At 71.6% G+C, this 14,775-nt stretch carries 11 protein-coding genes; 6 read left to right on the top strand and 5 right to left on the bottom strand.

Translation table 11 applies throughout. The features are described 5' to 3' along the window. Positions 1 to 183: 183 nt before the first annotated feature. The 3 genes from FHR82_RS18185 (at position 184) to lexA (ending at position 4,877) form a co-directional block, all read left to right on the top strand. Positions 184 to 2,484, top strand: a complete 2,301-nt coding sequence (locus tag FHR82_RS18185) for an immune inhibitor A domain-containing protein (RefSeq protein ID WP_221463989.1) — start codon at positions 184 to 186, stop codon at positions 2,482 to 2,484. Positions 2,485 to 2,620: 136 nt separating this feature from the next. After that, the gene (locus FHR82_RS18190; protein WP_184811660.1) at positions 2,621 to 4,171 is read left to right on the top strand and encodes a tetratricopeptide repeat protein; all 1,551 of its coding nucleotides are present in this window, start codon (positions 2,621 to 2,623) and stop codon (positions 4,169 to 4,171) included. A gap of 61 nt (positions 4,172 to 4,232) precedes the next feature. Next, positions 4,233 to 4,877 (top strand): transcriptional repressor LexA, encoded by a 645-nt coding sequence (lexA, locus tag FHR82_RS18195; RefSeq protein ID WP_184811661.1) that lies wholly within the window; start codon positions 4,233 to 4,235, stop codon positions 4,875 to 4,877. Between the two features lie 130 nt (positions 4,878 to 5,007). On the opposite strand, the gene FHR82_RS18200 is transcribed toward lexA, so the two are convergent. The 4 genes from FHR82_RS18200 to FHR82_RS18215 form a co-directional block, all read right to left on the bottom strand. Beyond that, complete coding sequence (locus FHR82_RS18200) at positions 5,008 to 5,472, bottom strand: NlpC/P60 family protein (protein ID WP_184811662.1); 465 nt, start codon at positions 5,470 to 5,472, stop codon at positions 5,008 to 5,010. 92 nt (positions 5,473 to 5,564) lie between these two features. Continuing rightward, entirely contained in the window at positions 5,565 to 8,591 is a 3,027-nt protein-coding gene (locus tag FHR82_RS18205) for an AfsR/SARP family transcriptional regulator (protein ID WP_184811663.1), read from the bottom strand. A 61-nt stretch (positions 8,592 to 8,652) separates the two neighbouring features. Further along, on the bottom strand, positions 8,653 to 10,350 hold the full coding sequence (locus FHR82_RS18210; protein WP_225944073.1) for a multicopper oxidase family protein: 1,698 nt from the start codon (positions 10,348 to 10,350) through the stop codon (positions 8,653 to 8,655). A 359-nt stretch (positions 10,351 to 10,709) separates the two neighbouring features. Continuing rightward, positions 10,710 to 11,255, bottom strand: coding sequence for a hypothetical protein (locus FHR82_RS18215; protein ID WP_184811665.1), 546 nt, complete (start codon positions 11,253 to 11,255; stop codon positions 10,710 to 10,712). A gap of 150 nt (positions 11,256 to 11,405) precedes the next feature. Here FHR82_RS18215 and FHR82_RS18220 point away from each other — a divergent pair, with 150 nt between their 5' ends. Further along, positions 11,406 to 12,473 (top strand): sensor histidine kinase, encoded by a 1,068-nt coding sequence (locus tag FHR82_RS18220; protein ID WP_184811666.1) that lies wholly within the window; start codon positions 11,406 to 11,408, stop codon positions 12,471 to 12,473. Then, positions 12,470 to 13,093: a response regulator gene (locus tag FHR82_RS18225; RefSeq protein ID WP_184811667.1), complete on the top strand. Its 624-nt coding sequence runs from the start codon at positions 12,470 to 12,472 to the stop codon at positions 13,091 to 13,093. Before FHR82_RS18220 ends, FHR82_RS18225 begins: the two co-directional genes overlap by 4 nt. Here FHR82_RS18225 and FHR82_RS18230 read toward each other — a convergent pair. Next, a complete protein-coding gene (locus FHR82_RS18230; protein ID WP_184811668.1) occupies positions 13,090 to 13,671 on the bottom strand; it encodes a helix-turn-helix domain-containing protein in 582 nt (193 codons plus the stop codon). The two genes, FHR82_RS18225 and FHR82_RS18230, sit on opposite strands and share 4 nt — an antisense overlap. Positions 13,672 to 13,751: 80 nt before the next feature. Here FHR82_RS18230 and FHR82_RS18235 point away from each other — a divergent pair, with 80 nt between their 5' ends. Then, entirely contained in the window at positions 13,752 to 14,753 is a 1,002-nt protein-coding gene (locus tag FHR82_RS18235) for an NAD(P)/FAD-dependent oxidoreductase (protein WP_311771152.1), read from the top strand. Positions 14,754 to 14,775 lie beyond the last annotated feature (22 nt).

Below are 14,775 nucleotides of genomic sequence, written 5' to 3' on the forward strand. Positions count from 1 at the left end.
CGCCGGGCGTTGGTGCTGCGCGATTTCGGGTAGTGAAACCGCAGGTCAGGGCGTTTCGTCTGTTCCCATGGAAAAGCGGGAATGGGAATATCACGGTGTCGCCAAGACACTTCTCCTCGCCCTTTTCGTGTGTAAGACTCCCCGCCGGTCGTTTTGTTTTCGCTCCACCAGAAGGACGAGCCCGTGAAGAAGTTCGCCGTCGGGGCGCTTTCGAGCGCCGCGGTCGCCGCCGTACTGGCAGCCGTGCTGCCGGGCGCCGTCGACGCAAGCCCAGCCAGAGACACCGCGCAGGCGTCCACGCCCGCTGCGCACCGGGAGGACAATCGTCCCGGGCCGCTGACCAAGCAGCGCAACGAGATGCGCAAGCAGGCGATCGAGAAGGTCGCCACGGGCAAGGCCAAGCCGGACACCGAGGGCGTGGTGGAGCTCGAACCAGGCAAGTTCGTCGAGACCACCACGGTCCGCCAGGACAAGATCTTCACGATCCTCGCCGAGTTCGGCGACCAGAGCTCCGGCCGCTACGGCACCGTCCCCGGTCCGCTGCACAACGAGATCCCCGAGCCGGACCGCACCGTCGACAACTCCACCGAGTGGGCGCCGGACTTCGACAAGGCGTTCTACGAGGAGCACTTCAACGGCGACGGCGAGTCGATGCGCACCTACTACGAGGCGCTGTCGAACGGCCGCTACTCGGTGACCAACACCGTCACCGACTGGGTGAAGGTCCCCTACAACGCCTCCTGGTACGGCGACAACGCCCGCGAGGACAACGGCGGCTCGTGGGACTTCATCCAGGACTCCGGCAACGCCTGGTGGGACTCGCAGCTCGCGGCGGGCAGGACCCCGGCCGAGATCGACGCCTACCTCGCGCAGTTCGACGTGTGGGACCGCAACGACTGGGACCACGACGGCAACTTCGACGAGGCCGACGGCTACCTCGACCACTTCCAGGCGGTGCACGCCGGTGAGGGCGAGGACGCGGGTGGCGGCGCGCAGGGCGAGGACGCCATCTGGTCGCACCGCTGGTACGTCAACGGCGACGACTACGGCCTCACGGGCCCGCAGGTCGGCGGCACCCAGAACAAGGCGGGCGGTGCCCGCATCGGTGGCTCCAAGTACTGGCTCGGCGACTACACCACCGAGCCGGAGAACGGCGGCCTCGGCGTGTTCTGCCACGAGTTCGGCCACGACCTCGGCCTGCCGGACTTCTACGACACCGCGGGCGGCGAGAACTCGACCGCGTTCTGGACGCTCATGAGCTCGGGCTCGTGGCTCGGCCACGGCGCGGCCGCGGGCGACGGCATCGGCACCCACCCCGGCCTGATGGGCGCGGAGGAGAAGCTGTTCCTCGGCTGGCTCGACCACAGCACCGTGAACCTCGGCTCGTCCGGGGACTACACGCTCAACCCGGCGCAGCTCCAGGTGGACGGCAAGGACCAGGCGGTCCGCGTGAACCTGCCGGACAAGACCGCCAGCACGAGCTACACCACGCCGGCGTCCGGCACGCACGCCTGGTGGACCGGCTCCGCCGACGACCTGAACCAGTCGCTGACCAGGGACGTCCCGGCCGCGTCGCGGATCACCGTGAACGCCAGCGCCTGGTACTCGATCGAGGCCGACTACGACTTCCTGGTCGGCGAGTACTCGCTCGACGGTGGCGCCAACTGGGCCCGCGCCGGTGCGCTGGTCGACGGTGACTCGGCGGGCAAGTGGACCTCGCTGAAGTTCTCCTACGACGCGGGCGGCAAGGCCTCGCAGTTCCGGTTCCGCTTCCAGAGCGACGGCGGCGTGCACCTGCCCGGCGCGTTTCTCGACGACATCACCGTCAAGAGCGGCGGCACCACGCTGTTCAGCGACAACGTCGAGAGCGGCACGAACGGCTGGACCCCGCAGGGCCTGTGGAAGATCTCGACCGGCACCGAGACGGGCACCTTCGAGCAGTACTACCTGGTGGAGAACCGGGAGTACGTCGGTTCGGACGCGCTGCTCGCCGAGGGCCCGTACCAGTTCAGCAAGGGCCTGACCGCGCCGAACTGGGTGGAGTTCTTCAAGTTCCAGAACGGCATGCTGGTCTGGTACGTCGACGGCTCGTACGGCGACAACAACGTCAGCGAGCACCCGGGCGCGGGCTCGGCGATGGTCGTGGACGCGCGGCCCGCGCCGTTCTCGTGGTCGGACGGGACGCGGCCCAGCAACCGCCGCCAGCCGTTCGACGCCACGTTCGGCCTCGAGGCGACCGACGAGACGTGCCTCCACAAGGAGGTGCTGACCGGCAAGGGCCAGCAGCAGACGGTCACCACGCTCGCCGCGTGCGCGCCGTCGGTGCCGGGCATCCCGGTGTTCGACGACACGAACCCGGACGCCTACTACAGCACCGCGAACCCGCAGGGCAGCGTCAAGGTCGCGGGCCACGGCGTGCAGGTCACGGTGACCGGTGACGCGGGCGACGACCTGACCATCTCGGTGGTCAACCCGGCGGGCTGAGGCAGCCCACCCCGGATCGTTCGGTGGCCCGGACCCGCTCGCGGGGTCCGGGCCACCGGCGTCTCCGGAATGCGCGCGCAACCCGTTGCCGGCGTGTGATTTCCTTTGCCCACCTACACCTCTGGGGGTTTCGCACATGGACACGTCCGACAGACCCATCGACCCACTCACCGGCCTACCCGCCGACATCCCCGCCGACGTTCCCATCGACCCCGGGCAACCGGTCGCGGTCGTCCCGGTCGTCGCCTACGAACCGGCTTTCGAGCAGGTCACCTACGCCCAGCCGGAACCGCCGCGCAAGCCTGCCGGGCCGCCGAAGTCCGTCACCGGCGCCGCGTTGCTGAACCTCACCGGGCTCGGCCTCGGCTACGCGTACCTGCGCAACCACGTGCTCCTCGCCGTCGCACTCGTGGTCACGGCGGGGATCGTCACTGTCGCGTTCCTCACCGACGCCGCCGCCCAGCCGTGGGTGTGGCGTGGCGCCGTGCTGGGCTGGGTGGTGCTCGTCGCCGCGCACGCGGCGCTCCTCGCGAGCCGCCGCGAACCCGGTGCCCGTCAGCGCGGTCCGGTGGTCGCCGGAGTGGTCGCGGTCGCCGTGGTGGCCGCGGGCTATGTGGGGTACGGGATCGCGGGCGCCGCCGTGTACGACCGCGGTGTCACCGCGCAGGAGGCGGGCGACTGCGGCACGGCCGGGCGCGCGTTCGCCACCGTCACCGGCCCGTTCGAGCTGACGTTGAGTGCGGACGTGCTCGCCGCGCGGACCCGGTCCGTGGAGTGCGCGGCGTACGAGAAGGCCCGTGCCGCACAGGACCGCGACGACTACGAGTCCGCGATCGTGCTGTACGACGACTTCGGCAAGATCCACCCGGACAGCGTGCTGGCGCCCCACGTCCACACCAACCTCGCCGACACCCACTTCGCGAAGGCCACGAGCTGGCAGGAGCCGGTGACCGACGTCGACGCCCGGCTGTCGGTCGACACGCTTCTGATGCTGCGCAGGGACTTCGCCGACACCGGGGTCGCGGACAAGGCCCCCGCGGCGATCGCCGACATGTTCGCGGCGGCGACGAAACCGTACGGCACGGGGAAGTTCTGCGACTCGCTCACGGTCCTCGCCTACTTCGCGGACCTCGACCCGTCGAGCGCGGGGGAGAAGGTCGTGGCCGACGCGAACACGTTCCGCGCGCGGTCGCTGTTCGAGTGCGGGCTGAGCCAGTACCGCGCGGGGCGCCTGTCGGAGGCGGTCACGTCGTTCACGACGTTCCTCGCGAAGTACCCGGACGACGGCCGCGCACCGCAGGTGAACGCGGCCCGGGTCTCGGCGGCGGTCGCCGTGGCCAACAAGGTGACGCTGCCGATGCCCCCTCCGCTCGGCGGCAACGACCCCGGCTCGATCCCGATGACGTTCTACAACGACAGCCAGGAACCGCTGAAGCTGTTGGTGGCGGGCCCGACCGCGCACGAGGTCACCGTGGCGGCGTGCGAGCTGTGCCCGGAGAGCTACGCGAAGGACGACCCGGCCGCCTGCGCCGATGTCAACGGCCGCCCGTCGGTGACGCTGCACCTGACGCCGGCCACGTACTACTTCACGACCGAGACACAGGACTGGGTCGAGCAGGTGTCGGGCTCGTTCACACCCAAGGCCGGGTGGGAGCAGTGGCAGTGCGTGTACACGTCACCCGCCTGACCTGTCCCTTTCGGCGAGTCGGTGGCGTTCGCGAGGTGCGGCTACGCCTAGGATTCCGCCGGTGACCATCTACGACGACCTCGGACTAGACGCCTCGACACTGCCGGAGCGACAGCAGCGGATCCTGGCCGCGATCCGCGACTGGGTCGTGGAGCACGGCTACTCGCCCAGCACGAGGCAGCTCGGCGACGCGGTGGGCCTGAAGTCGACGTCGTCGGTGTCGAAACACCTGGCCGCCCTGGAGGACAAGGGATACCTGCGCCGCAGCACGTCGGTGTCCCGCCCGATCGACGTGCGCGCGTTCCTGACGGGTACGTCGGTCGAGTCCCCGGACGCGGTCCCGGTGCCGGTCGTGGGCGACATCGCGGCGGGCATCCCGATCGCCGCGGAACAACATGTGGACGACGTGCTGACCCTGCCCCGCGGCCTGACCGGCCGGGGCACGGTGTTCGGCCTACGGGTCCGCGGCGACTCCATGGTGGACGCCGCCATCTGCGACGGCGACATAGTCGTCGTCCGCCAGGAACGCGAAGCCCACTCGGGCCAGATAGTGGCGGCGATGATCGACGAAGAGGCAACGGTGAAGGTCTACCGCCGCCGCAACGGGCACGTGTACCTGGAACCCCGCAACCCGGCGTACGACGTCATCGACGGCGACCGCGCGGTGGTGCTGGGCGTGGTGGTCTCGGTACTGCGCAGCATGTGACGGCTTCGAGGGCTGCGGTCCGCACACGACCGCAGCCCTCGAAGCTCCCCCAGAAGGCGACCTCCCCAATCGCCGCTTTTCAGCGCCCCCCCCCCCCGATTCCGCCGCTCCCACAACGGTCCCCCGGGCATCAAGCGATGTTGAGATAACGCCGCGGCAGAAAGTGCAGCTGCTCCCCATACGGATAAACGATGCGCCGGTGCACGGTGCCGGTACCGACCGACTGCTCGAACCCCCAGTACGCCGTCTCGCCGGCGTCCGTCCATTCGTGGAACACGGCCACGTGGCGGACCAGCCTGCTGCCCTCCGCGCGCAAAAGCACGTCCCCGGCACGCAGATCGCCCCGGTCGATCGTCGTGCTCATGGTGGTCAGCCCCAGGATGTCGAGGCCGCCGCGGCGGGCGGGCAGGCCCCACGCCATCGAGACATAGCCCGAGCAGTCGGTGCGGTAGATCCCGTACTCGTTGTGGTGGAACTTCGTGGTGCGGTAAGGAACGGACGGCCGCAGCCAGCTCTCCGCGCGCTCGATGATCTCGCTGCGCCGGATCGGCGGACCGAGCCGGGCCGGCGGCCTGGTGTCGCTGGGAGTGGCCATCCTCTTCGCCTCCTTCTCTCGTCGGACAGGAGAAGGTTCGCGGACCGGCCTGCAACCGGGCTGCAGAAAACGAGCCGCCGCCTATAAGCCGCCTATAAACGGACCTGGAGGTACCACGAGGCCGGCGTGCCGGCCGCCAGTTCCGCCGCCTCCCGGCCACCGACCTCGGCACACAACTCCTGCGCGCGCCGCCACAACGCGTCCGACGACGTCGCCGCCGCCAGGTCGCGCAGTGTCCGGATCTGCCACAGCGGTGCCGCCAGCTCCTCCCACAGCGCCAGCGCCTCCCGCAACACGGCCTCGGCACCCGCGCGGTCGCCGAGAGCCAGCCGCAGCTCGCCCACGGTACGGGTCACCAGCGCGACGCCGAACCGGTCGTGGTGCCGGGTGCACGTCTCCAGGCACCCGGCCAGCAGCTCGGCGACCCCCGTCGTGCGTCCCAGCCGGATCAACGCCTTCGCGTGCGACTGCCGCGCGTAGGTCGCGCCCAGCTCGTCGCCTGCCGCGTCGAGGATGGTGACGGCCTGGTCGGCGAGCTCCGCCGCCTCGGCGTGCTCGTCGCGCGCGCGGTGGCACAGCGACAGCCCGCGCAGCGCGAGTGCCTGGCCGCGGAAGTCGTCGGTCTTGCGGTACAGGTCCAGGCACCGCCGCGTCCACGTCTCGGCCTCGTCGATGCCGCCGTGGTCGCGGCTGATCACGCCGAGCCCGTAGCACGCGGCGGCGACCACGCTGTCGTCGCCGATCCGCTCGCCGAGCGCCGCGGCGGCCACCAGGTCCGCGCGGGCGGCCGCGAACTCGGCCAGGTCGCGGCGCACCGTGCCGAGCCCGACCAGCGCCACGGCACGGATGGGGTCGTCGCCGACGGCGGCGGCGTGGGTCTCGGCGTTCGTGAAGTGTCGCAGCGCGGTGTCGAAGTCGTCCTTCTCGTAGTTCAGCTGGCCGAGTCCCGCGAGCACCATGGCCTCCGCGCGCCGGTCGCCCGCCGCCGCGGTGCGGGCCACCTCGAGGGTCCGCTGCCAGCCGTCGAACTCGTTGCGGGCCGCGAACGGGGACGCCAGCAGCGCGGTGATCAGCGTGGCCATGCCGTCGATGCCCAGCTCACCGGCGCGTTCGACGGCCCGCACCACCGCGGCGGTCTCGGACTTGAACCAGCCCGTCGGGTCGTCCTCGACCTCCTCGACGAGCCGTTCGTCCACAGCGACCGGATCGACGGCGGGCCGCAGGCCCAGCGTGACGCGCGGCAACCGGCGCGATCCGGCGTCGACCAGCGCCATCCACACCGCGAGCACCCGGGACACGGCGGCGGCGACGTCGTCGGCCTGCTCGGCGGCGGCCGCGTGCTCGGCGCCGAACAGCTGCACGAGGTCGTGGAAGCGGTAGCGGACCCGGCCGATGCCGTCGACGCCCGCGACCTCCAGCAGCCGCAGGTCGACGAGCTGCTCGACGACGTCCTCGGCCTGCTCCAGCGGCACGTCCAGCAGCGGCGCAGCCACCCACCAGCCGAAGTCGGGCAGGTCCAGCACGCACAGCAGGTGGAACGCGTGCCGCTGCGGCTCGGTCAGCTCCGTGTAGTTCATCCGCAGGCTGGACCGGATCGCGAGGTCGCCGACCGCCAGCTCGTCAAGCCTGCGGCGCTCGTCGGACAGGCGCGTGGCGAGCGACTTGAGCGGCCAGTGCGGCCGGGCCTGCAACTTCGCCGCCGCGGCCCGGATCGCCAGCGGCACCCCGCCGCACAGGTCCGCGATCCGCCGGGCCGCCGTGTGCTGGCTCGCGATCCGCTCCGCGCCGACGATCTTGCCGAGCATGTCGACCGCGGTGTCGGTGGAGAAGAACCCCAGCTCGACGTGTTCCGCGCCCTCCAGGCCGGTCAGCCGCGAGCGGCTCGTGATCAGCACCAGGCAGTGGGGGTCACCGGGCAGCAGCGGCCGCAGCTGGTGCTCGGCCCGCGCGTTGTCCAGCACGATGATCAGCCGCCGCCCGGCCACGGTGCGCCGGAACAGCTCGACCCGGTCGTCCACAGTGGACGGCAGGTCGGTGACGCCGAGCGCGCCGAGGAACCGGCCGAGCGCCTCGAACGCGCCGACGTCGCGGTCGAAGCCGCGCAGGTTCGCGAACAGCTGTCCGTCCGGGTACTGCTCCCGCAGCAGGTACGCGGCGTGCACCGCCAGCACCGACTTGCCTGCGCCGCCGAACCCGGACACCACCACGGTCGGCGTGCGGGTGCCGGTGCCGGCGGTGGCGAGCCGCAGGACGGCGCCCAGCGCGTCGTCGCGGCCGGTGAAGTCGCCGATGTCGGGCGGGAGCGTCCTCGGGACCGGGCGTTGCGCGACGGGCTCCGGCCGTGCGGGCACGAGCACGGGCGTGCGCGCGGCGATCGGCGCCAGCGTGCCGTTCAGGATCGCGACCTGCAGCTCCCGCAGCCGCTCACCGGGTTCGATGCCCAGCTCGTCGAGCAGCACCTGGCGGCCCTCGCGGTACACGGCGAGGGCGTCGGCCTGTCTGCCCGTCTCGTGCAGCACCCGCATCAGGAGGCCGCGGGCCTCTTCCCGCAGCGGGTGCGCGGCGACCAGCGACCGCAACGGCTGGGTCAGCTCGCCCGCCTGCCCGAGCGCGAGCCGTGCGCGGGCGGAACCTTCTTCCGCACCACGCCTTTCCTCGGCGAGCCCGTCGGCCCGCGCCCGCGCGAACGCGGCGTCCACCCCGCCGAACGCGGACCCGCGCCACAGGCCGAGCGCGAGGTCGTAGTGCCGGGCCGCGGTGTCGTGGTCGGCCACCCGTTCCGCGCGCCGCGCCTCGTCGAGGTGCCGGTCGAACGACTCGAGGTCGCTGTCGCCGGACGTGACGTCGAGGACGTAGCCGGGGGCGCGGGTGGCGAGCGCGCCGTCCATGCCCGCGGCGGTGAACCCGCGGCGCAGCGCTGAGACATAGGTGTGGACCAGCGCGGTCGCCGACTGCGGCGGGTTGTCCTCCCAGATGAGGTCGATCAGCCGCTCGGCCGACACGACCTGCCTGGCAGCCAACAACAACGCCGACAGCAGTGCCTTGGGTTTGGGCCCGCCGAGGTTGACGGCACCGCCGGGTGACCGCACCTCGACGGGCCCGAGCACAAGTATCCGCACCCAGCGCACCCCCCGGTGCATTCTTCAGCACCCGGGGATGCGAGGGAAGTGGGCAGTTCGGTTACGAGTGCCCACCATGACCCGAACCCCCCGGGTGGATGTGGAACCGCGCGACCTCCGGCGGGTGCACGACGAACGGCCGCATCATGCCCTCGTCCTCGTGGTCGAGGATGTGGCAGTGGTACATGAACTGGCCGGTCGCGCCCTCGAACAGGCCCACCACCGTGAGCCACTCACCTGGCTGTAGCTGGAAGACGTCCTTCCAGCCTTCCTCCCACTTGTCGAGCGGCCTGCCGTCCGGCGGCACCGGCAGCGGCGCGGTGGTGCCGCCCGCCGGAATGTCGAACCCGATCACGTTGTTGTTCGGGTCCCGCTCGAACCGGCGCCGCGTCAGCAGCTGGAACTGCGACATGTGGATGTGCATCGGGTGCGCGGGCCCGCCGAGGTGGATGAGGTTCCACACCGCCCACTTGCCGTGGTCGATGAAGAACGTGTTCGTCTCGTCGAACAGGCTGGCGACCTTGCGGAACGTCCGCACCGTCCCGTCCGCCGGGTCGGTGACCTGGATGATCCCCTCGACCGGGAACTCGGTGGGCACCTCCTCGTCCGGCACCTCCTGCAGCTCCCACAGTTGCGGGTGCGCCTCGCCGCCGGTGCCCGGCGGGACCGTGGCCACGAAGACGTGCTCGTGGTCCACCAGCTCCGGCGAGTCGTGGTGCAGCCGCACGTAGGACTCCGACAGCTTGTCCGGCAGCTCGAACGAGTCGTGCCGGTCCCGGTTCTCGACGCGGAACTCCATGATGTCCGGCTCGACCGTACTGCCGGTGTTCACCAGGCGCAGGCGCTGCCCCTTGAACCGGCTGAAGTCGATCAGCAGGTCGGCCCGCTCGGACGGCGCCAGCGTGAGCCCCGCCGCCGGGATCTCGGCCGGTGCGGGCAGCAGACCGCCGTCGGTGCCGATGATCCGCACGGCGTCGTTGTGCCCGACCCCCGCCTCGTCGACCAGGTCGAGGCGGAAGAACCGCGAGTTCGCCGCGTTCAGCACCCGGAAGCGGTACCAGCGGGCATCCACCTCCATGTGCGGCCAGATCACGCCGTTGACCAGTGTGAACGGTCCGGTGAACGGGATCATCGCGCCGTTCGCCGGGATGTAGGGCACCTTGAACAGCAGCCGGCCGGTGAGCGCGCCGGTGGCCGGGTCGGTGTCGAGGTTGCGGTCGGTGATGATCAGCGGGACCTCGTGGTCACCGCCGGGGAGGTCGAGCCGGTCCTCCTCGTCGTCGCGGACCAGGTACATCCCGGCGAGGCCGGCGTGCACGTTGAACCGGGTCACGGCCATCGCGTGGTCGTGGTACCAGAGGGTGGTCGACGGCTGCTTGTTCGGGTACTCGGTGAGCTGGGCGTGCCCTGGCAGCGTGGCGTTGTGCGCCCAGCCGTCGTTGCCGCCGCCGGTCAGCGCGCCGTGCAGGTGCACCACGGTCCACGCGGGCAGGTCGGCGACACCCTCGATCAGCTCGACGCCCGCGGGCAGGCTGCCGTCGGGGTTGCGGTAGCCGGGGCTGTTCGCGGGGTTCGGCTGCGCGAGCGGCGCCCGCACCGCCACGAGCGGGATGGTGCCCTCGATGTCGTTGCTCCACGCGACCCGCAGCCGCTTGCCGCTGCGGACCTCGATGGTGGGGCCGGGGAACTGGCCTTCGTAGGCCCACACCGAGGTCGTCGTCGGGAGCTGTGAGTGCAGCCGCACCCCTGCTCTGGTCATGTTGATCGTTATCTCGTCCTGGTGCCACCATGAATGTGGCCGGACGAGCGGCGCAATCCGCAGTGGATCCAGGAATTTCGTGAGCCCGAAATTCGGTGCCGTCGGCGCGGCGGTCTGTGTCGGTTGTGTGATGACGTCGGTCACCGGTATTCCTCCTGCGTAGTCGCAGGGGAGTACACCCGTTGTGTCACAACGGTTGCAGGAGCGCGTCACGGTCCCCCAGGAACGCGGTCCCCCCTCGGATAACTCCCCCAGTTTTCATGATCGCCGAGTTCCCCGCTCGTATTGAGCCTCGGTCGCCGCCAGCATAAAGGAATTCCGGCCGTCGTGCCACGGCTGTCCGAGAACATTGGATTTGCTCAGGATTTCCACAGCGTGGCCGCGAGCCACGCGACCGCCGCCCCCGCTGCGACGTGGATGCCGCTGGTGAGCACCGAGTCCGGCAGCGGCGCGGCGAGTGCGAGTACCGGCAACGCCACCAGGTAGCCGGCCGAGGGGACCCGGGGGTGGATCCGCGCCCGCAGCATGGCGACCCCGAACAGCACCGCGCCCACGGCGAACACCACCGCGCTGCCCACTAGCGCGAACCGCGTCGGCCCGTCGAGCAGCTCGTCGAGGACCGGCCGGTCCACGTAGAACAGGGCCAGGTTCAGCGTGAACGCGGCGCCGCCGAACAGGCCGAGGCCGACGACGTTCACCGTGTAGGCCACGGCTCCGAACGACCCCGCCGCGTCGCTCTGTCGCAGGTGCAGCACGGTGAGCAACGGGAGGGCCAGCGCGGGTGCCACCCCGAGCACGAAGCTCGTCACCGCGGTCTCGCCCGTGACCACCTCGACCGCGCCGGGCAGACCGATGCACAGTCCCGCGAGCACGCCACACCACGCGGCCAGTCTGTTCAACGTCATGCGAATCTCCTTGGCAGATAACAGGTTCGGCGAGAAAGCTACGAACGGCGACTGGGCCGGGGGAAGTGCCGTGCGGCCAGGACCGGCCGCCGGAGGTCATGTGCCTTCCGGCTCATGACACGGGTGCGTGGCACGCCGTAGCCTCGGCTGGTGACGAGCTTCCGGTGGGTGTCCGGCGCGGTCTACGGGATCGTCCTGGCGGCCGGTCTGTACTACGCGCTCGCCGGGCTGGGTGACGGGAACCCGCCGCGGCTGGCCGGTTTCGTGGCGGGCATGGCGGCGCTGTTCGCGCTCGACGTGGTCGAACGCCGTCTCGACCGTGCGCCCGTGGTGTTCCTCGTGGCGCGGCTGGCGCTGTTCTCCTCGGTCGCGGCGCTGGACGAGTCCGGGCTGTCCCGCGCGTTGTTCGTGCTGGTGCCGTTCACCGCGTACCTGACGTTCGGCAGGACCGCGGGTCTGGTCCTCGGCGGGCTGTGCCTCGCGCTGCTCGCTGGCGGCTTCGCCGTGTGGGTGCCCGGCTGGTACCGCGACGCGACCCACCTGTCGGACCTGCTGATGTTCGGCATGGGCCTCGTGCTCGCGCTCGCCATGGCCGAGGTCGCGACGAGGGAGCGGCGCGCGGCCGCGCGGATCGCGGAGCTGTCGGCGGTGACCGAGCGCAACCGGCTCGCCCGCGACATCCACGACAGCCTCGGCCACCACCTCACCGCGATCGCCATCCAGCTGGCGAAGGCGTCCGCGTTCCGCGACCGCGACCCGGCCGCCGCCGAGCAGGCGCTGACCGACGCCCGCGACTCCGCGCAGCGCGCGCTCCGCGACGTCCGCACCTCGGTCGGCGCACTGCGTTCCGCGCCGGTGACCCTGCGCGCGGCGCTCACCGAGCTGGCCGGGCAGGACGACCGCGTGACGGTCCACATCGACGGCGCCGAACGCGACCTCGACCAGGCGACCGTGACCACGCTCCACCGCGCCGCGCAGGAGGCGGTCACCAACGCACGCAGGCACGGCGCGGCCACCGCGGTGTCGGTGACGGTGACCTACGACCCGGCGGGCACCCGCCTGGTCGTCACCGACGACGGCCGCGGCTTCGACCCGTCCGCCGACCGCGCGGGCTTCGGCCTGCTCGGCTTGCGGGAACGCGCCGCGCTGGTCGGTGGTGAGTGCATTGTGGACAGTCGGCCGGGCGCGGGCACGTCGGTGACGGTGCTGGTCCCGTGAGCACCGTGCGGGTCCTCGTGGTCGACGACCAGCGGCTGGTCCGCGAGGGCATCGCGTCGCTGCTCGGCATCCAGCCGGGCATCGAGGTGGTCGGCACGGCGGCCGACGGCCGGGAGGCGGTCGAGCGGGTGCTGGCGCTGACACCGGACGTGGTGCTGATGGACGTGCGGATGCCGGAGATGGACGGCGTGGACGCGGCCGCCGTGCTCGCGAAGCGGGCGCCGTCGTGCCGGGTCGTGATGCTGACGACGTTCGACGATGAGGAGTACGTCGTGCAGGCGCTGCGCGCGGGCGCGGCCGGGTACCTGCTGAAGGACCTGCCCGCCGCGGAGCTGGCGGAGGCCGTGCGGCTGGCCCACGCCGGCGTCACCCAACTCGACGACGCGGCGGCGAAACACGTCGCGGCGGCGCTGACCCCGCGTTCCACCGGTCCGCTCACCGGGCGGGAGACCGAGGTGCTGCGGCTGATCGCGTCCGGGGCCACGAACCGGGAGATCGCCGCGCGCCTGTACCTGTCCGAGGGCACGGTGAAGAACCACATCTCGCGCATCCTCGGCCGCCTCGGACTGCGCGACCGCACACAGGCGGCGATCTACGCCCGCGACAACGGCGTGCTCTAGCCCTGTTTCGGGCGGGCTCTCAGGTGCGCGCGTTCGCCCTGTTTGCCGAACAGGCTCAGGAACTCGACGGGTTCACCGTCCGCCGCGCCGAACCAGTGCGGTACGCGGGTGTCGAACTCGGCTGCCTCGCCGGGTGCCATCACGAAGTCGTGTTCGCCGAGGATCACCCGCAGTCGTCCATTGAGGACGTACAGCCACTCGTAGCCCTCGTGTGTCTGCGGGTCCGGCTTCCTCCTGCCGCTCTCGGCGGGGATCACCAGCTTGTACGCCTGGATGCCGCCCGCGCGGCGGGTCAGCGGCAGCATCGTCATCCCGCCGCGCTGCACCGGCCGAAGGTGGACGCGCGGGTCGCCGGTGGGTGGCGCGTCGACCAGCTCGTCGAGCGTCACGTGGTACGCCTTCGCCAGCGGGAACAGCAGCTCGAGCGTCGGCCTGCGGGCACCCGACTCCAGCCGGGAGAGCGTGCTCACCGAGATGCCGGTCGCCGTGGACAGGTCGGCCAGCGTCGTCTCCCGCTGTTTGCGCAGCGCACGCAGCCGAGGGCCCACCGAGTCCAGTGCCTGGTCCAGATCGTCCATGACGACCAGTTTGCCACTTCGGCAACGTAGGTTGCCACCGCAGCGGCCCAGGCCGCATCGTGGTCGCGGAGGTGGTCAACGTGACCGAATACGACGTGGTGGTCATCGGCGGCGGCGCGGCCGGGCTGAACGGGGCACTGCTGCTGGCCCGTTCCCGGCGGTCGGTGGTGGTGGTCGACTCGGGCAGACCGCGCAACGCGCCCGCCGAGGGGGTGCACGGGCTGCTGGGCAGGGAGGGCACCCCGCCCGCGGAGCTGCTGGCCCGCGGCCGGGACGAGGTCGTCGGCTACGGCGGCGAGATCCTGCCCGGCGAGGTGGCGGACGTGACGCGGGACGGTGCGCGGTTCGTCGTGGCCCTGACCGACGGGAGAACGCTCTCCGCCCGCCGCCTGCTGGTCGCGACCGGGCTCGTCGACGAGCTGCCGGACATCGCGGGACTGCGGGAACGCTGGGGCAAGGACGTCGTGCACTGCCCGTACTGCCACGGCTGGGAGGTCCGGGACGAGGCGATCGGTGTGCTGGCGACCGGGCCGATGTCCGTGCACCAGGCGCAGCTGTTCCGGCAGCTGTCCGCCGACGTCACGTTCTTCTCGCACACCGCGCCGCCCTCGGCCGAGCAGGCGGAGGAGCTGGCCGCGCGGGGCGTCCGGGTGGTGGCGGGCGAGGTCGCGGGCGTGGTGGTCGAGGACGACCGGATCACCGGCGTGCGGCTTGCGGACGGCACGGTCGTCGCTCGCACCGTGGTCGCGGTCGCGACGCGCATGGTGGCCAGGGCCGGGTTCCTCACCGGGCTCGGGTTGCACCCGGTGCCGCACCCGATGGGCGTCGGCGAGCACCTGCCCGCCGACCCGGCCGGCCGCACCGACGTGCCGGGCGTGTGGGTCGCGGGCAACGTCACCGACCTGAGCGCGCAGGTCGGACCGTCGGCCGCCGCGGGGGCGGGTGCCGGCGCGCAGATCAACGCCGACCTGGTCGCCGAGGAGACCAAGGCGGCCGTCGCCGCCTACCGGGACCCGTTCTCGGCGCGGTCCGAGGCGCGGGTGTCGGAGCTGGTGCTGGGCGACCGGCGGCACGGGGTGTAGCTCCCGGCGTGCCGGGTAGCCG

The organism is Actinophytocola algeriensis, assembly GCF_014203735.1.
GTDB classification, from domain to species: domain Bacteria; phylum Actinomycetota; class Actinomycetes; order Mycobacteriales; family Pseudonocardiaceae; genus Actinophytocola; species Actinophytocola algeriensis.

What these genes read in the sequence shown, in the direction of transcription:
- FHR82_RS18190 (WP_184811660.1), top strand. Translation starts at nt 2,621, where the DNA reads ATGGACACGTCCGACAGACCCATCGACCCACTCACCGGCCTACCCGCC.
- FHR82_RS18200 (WP_184811662.1), bottom strand. Translation starts at nt 5,472, where the DNA reads ATGGCCACTCCCAGCGACACCAGGCCGCCGGCCCGGCTCGGTCCGCCG.
- FHR82_RS18210 (WP_225944073.1), bottom strand. Translation starts at nt 10,350, where the DNA reads ATGACCAGAGCAGGGGTGCGGCTGCACTCACAGCTCCCGACGACGACC.
- FHR82_RS18215 (WP_184811665.1), bottom strand. Translation starts at nt 11,255, where the DNA reads ATGACGTTGAACAGACTGGCCGCGTGGTGTGGCGTGCTCGCGGGACTG.
- FHR82_RS18230 (WP_184811668.1), bottom strand. Translation starts at nt 13,671, where the DNA reads ATGGACGATCTGGACCAGGCACTGGACTCGGTGGGCCCTCGGCTGCGT.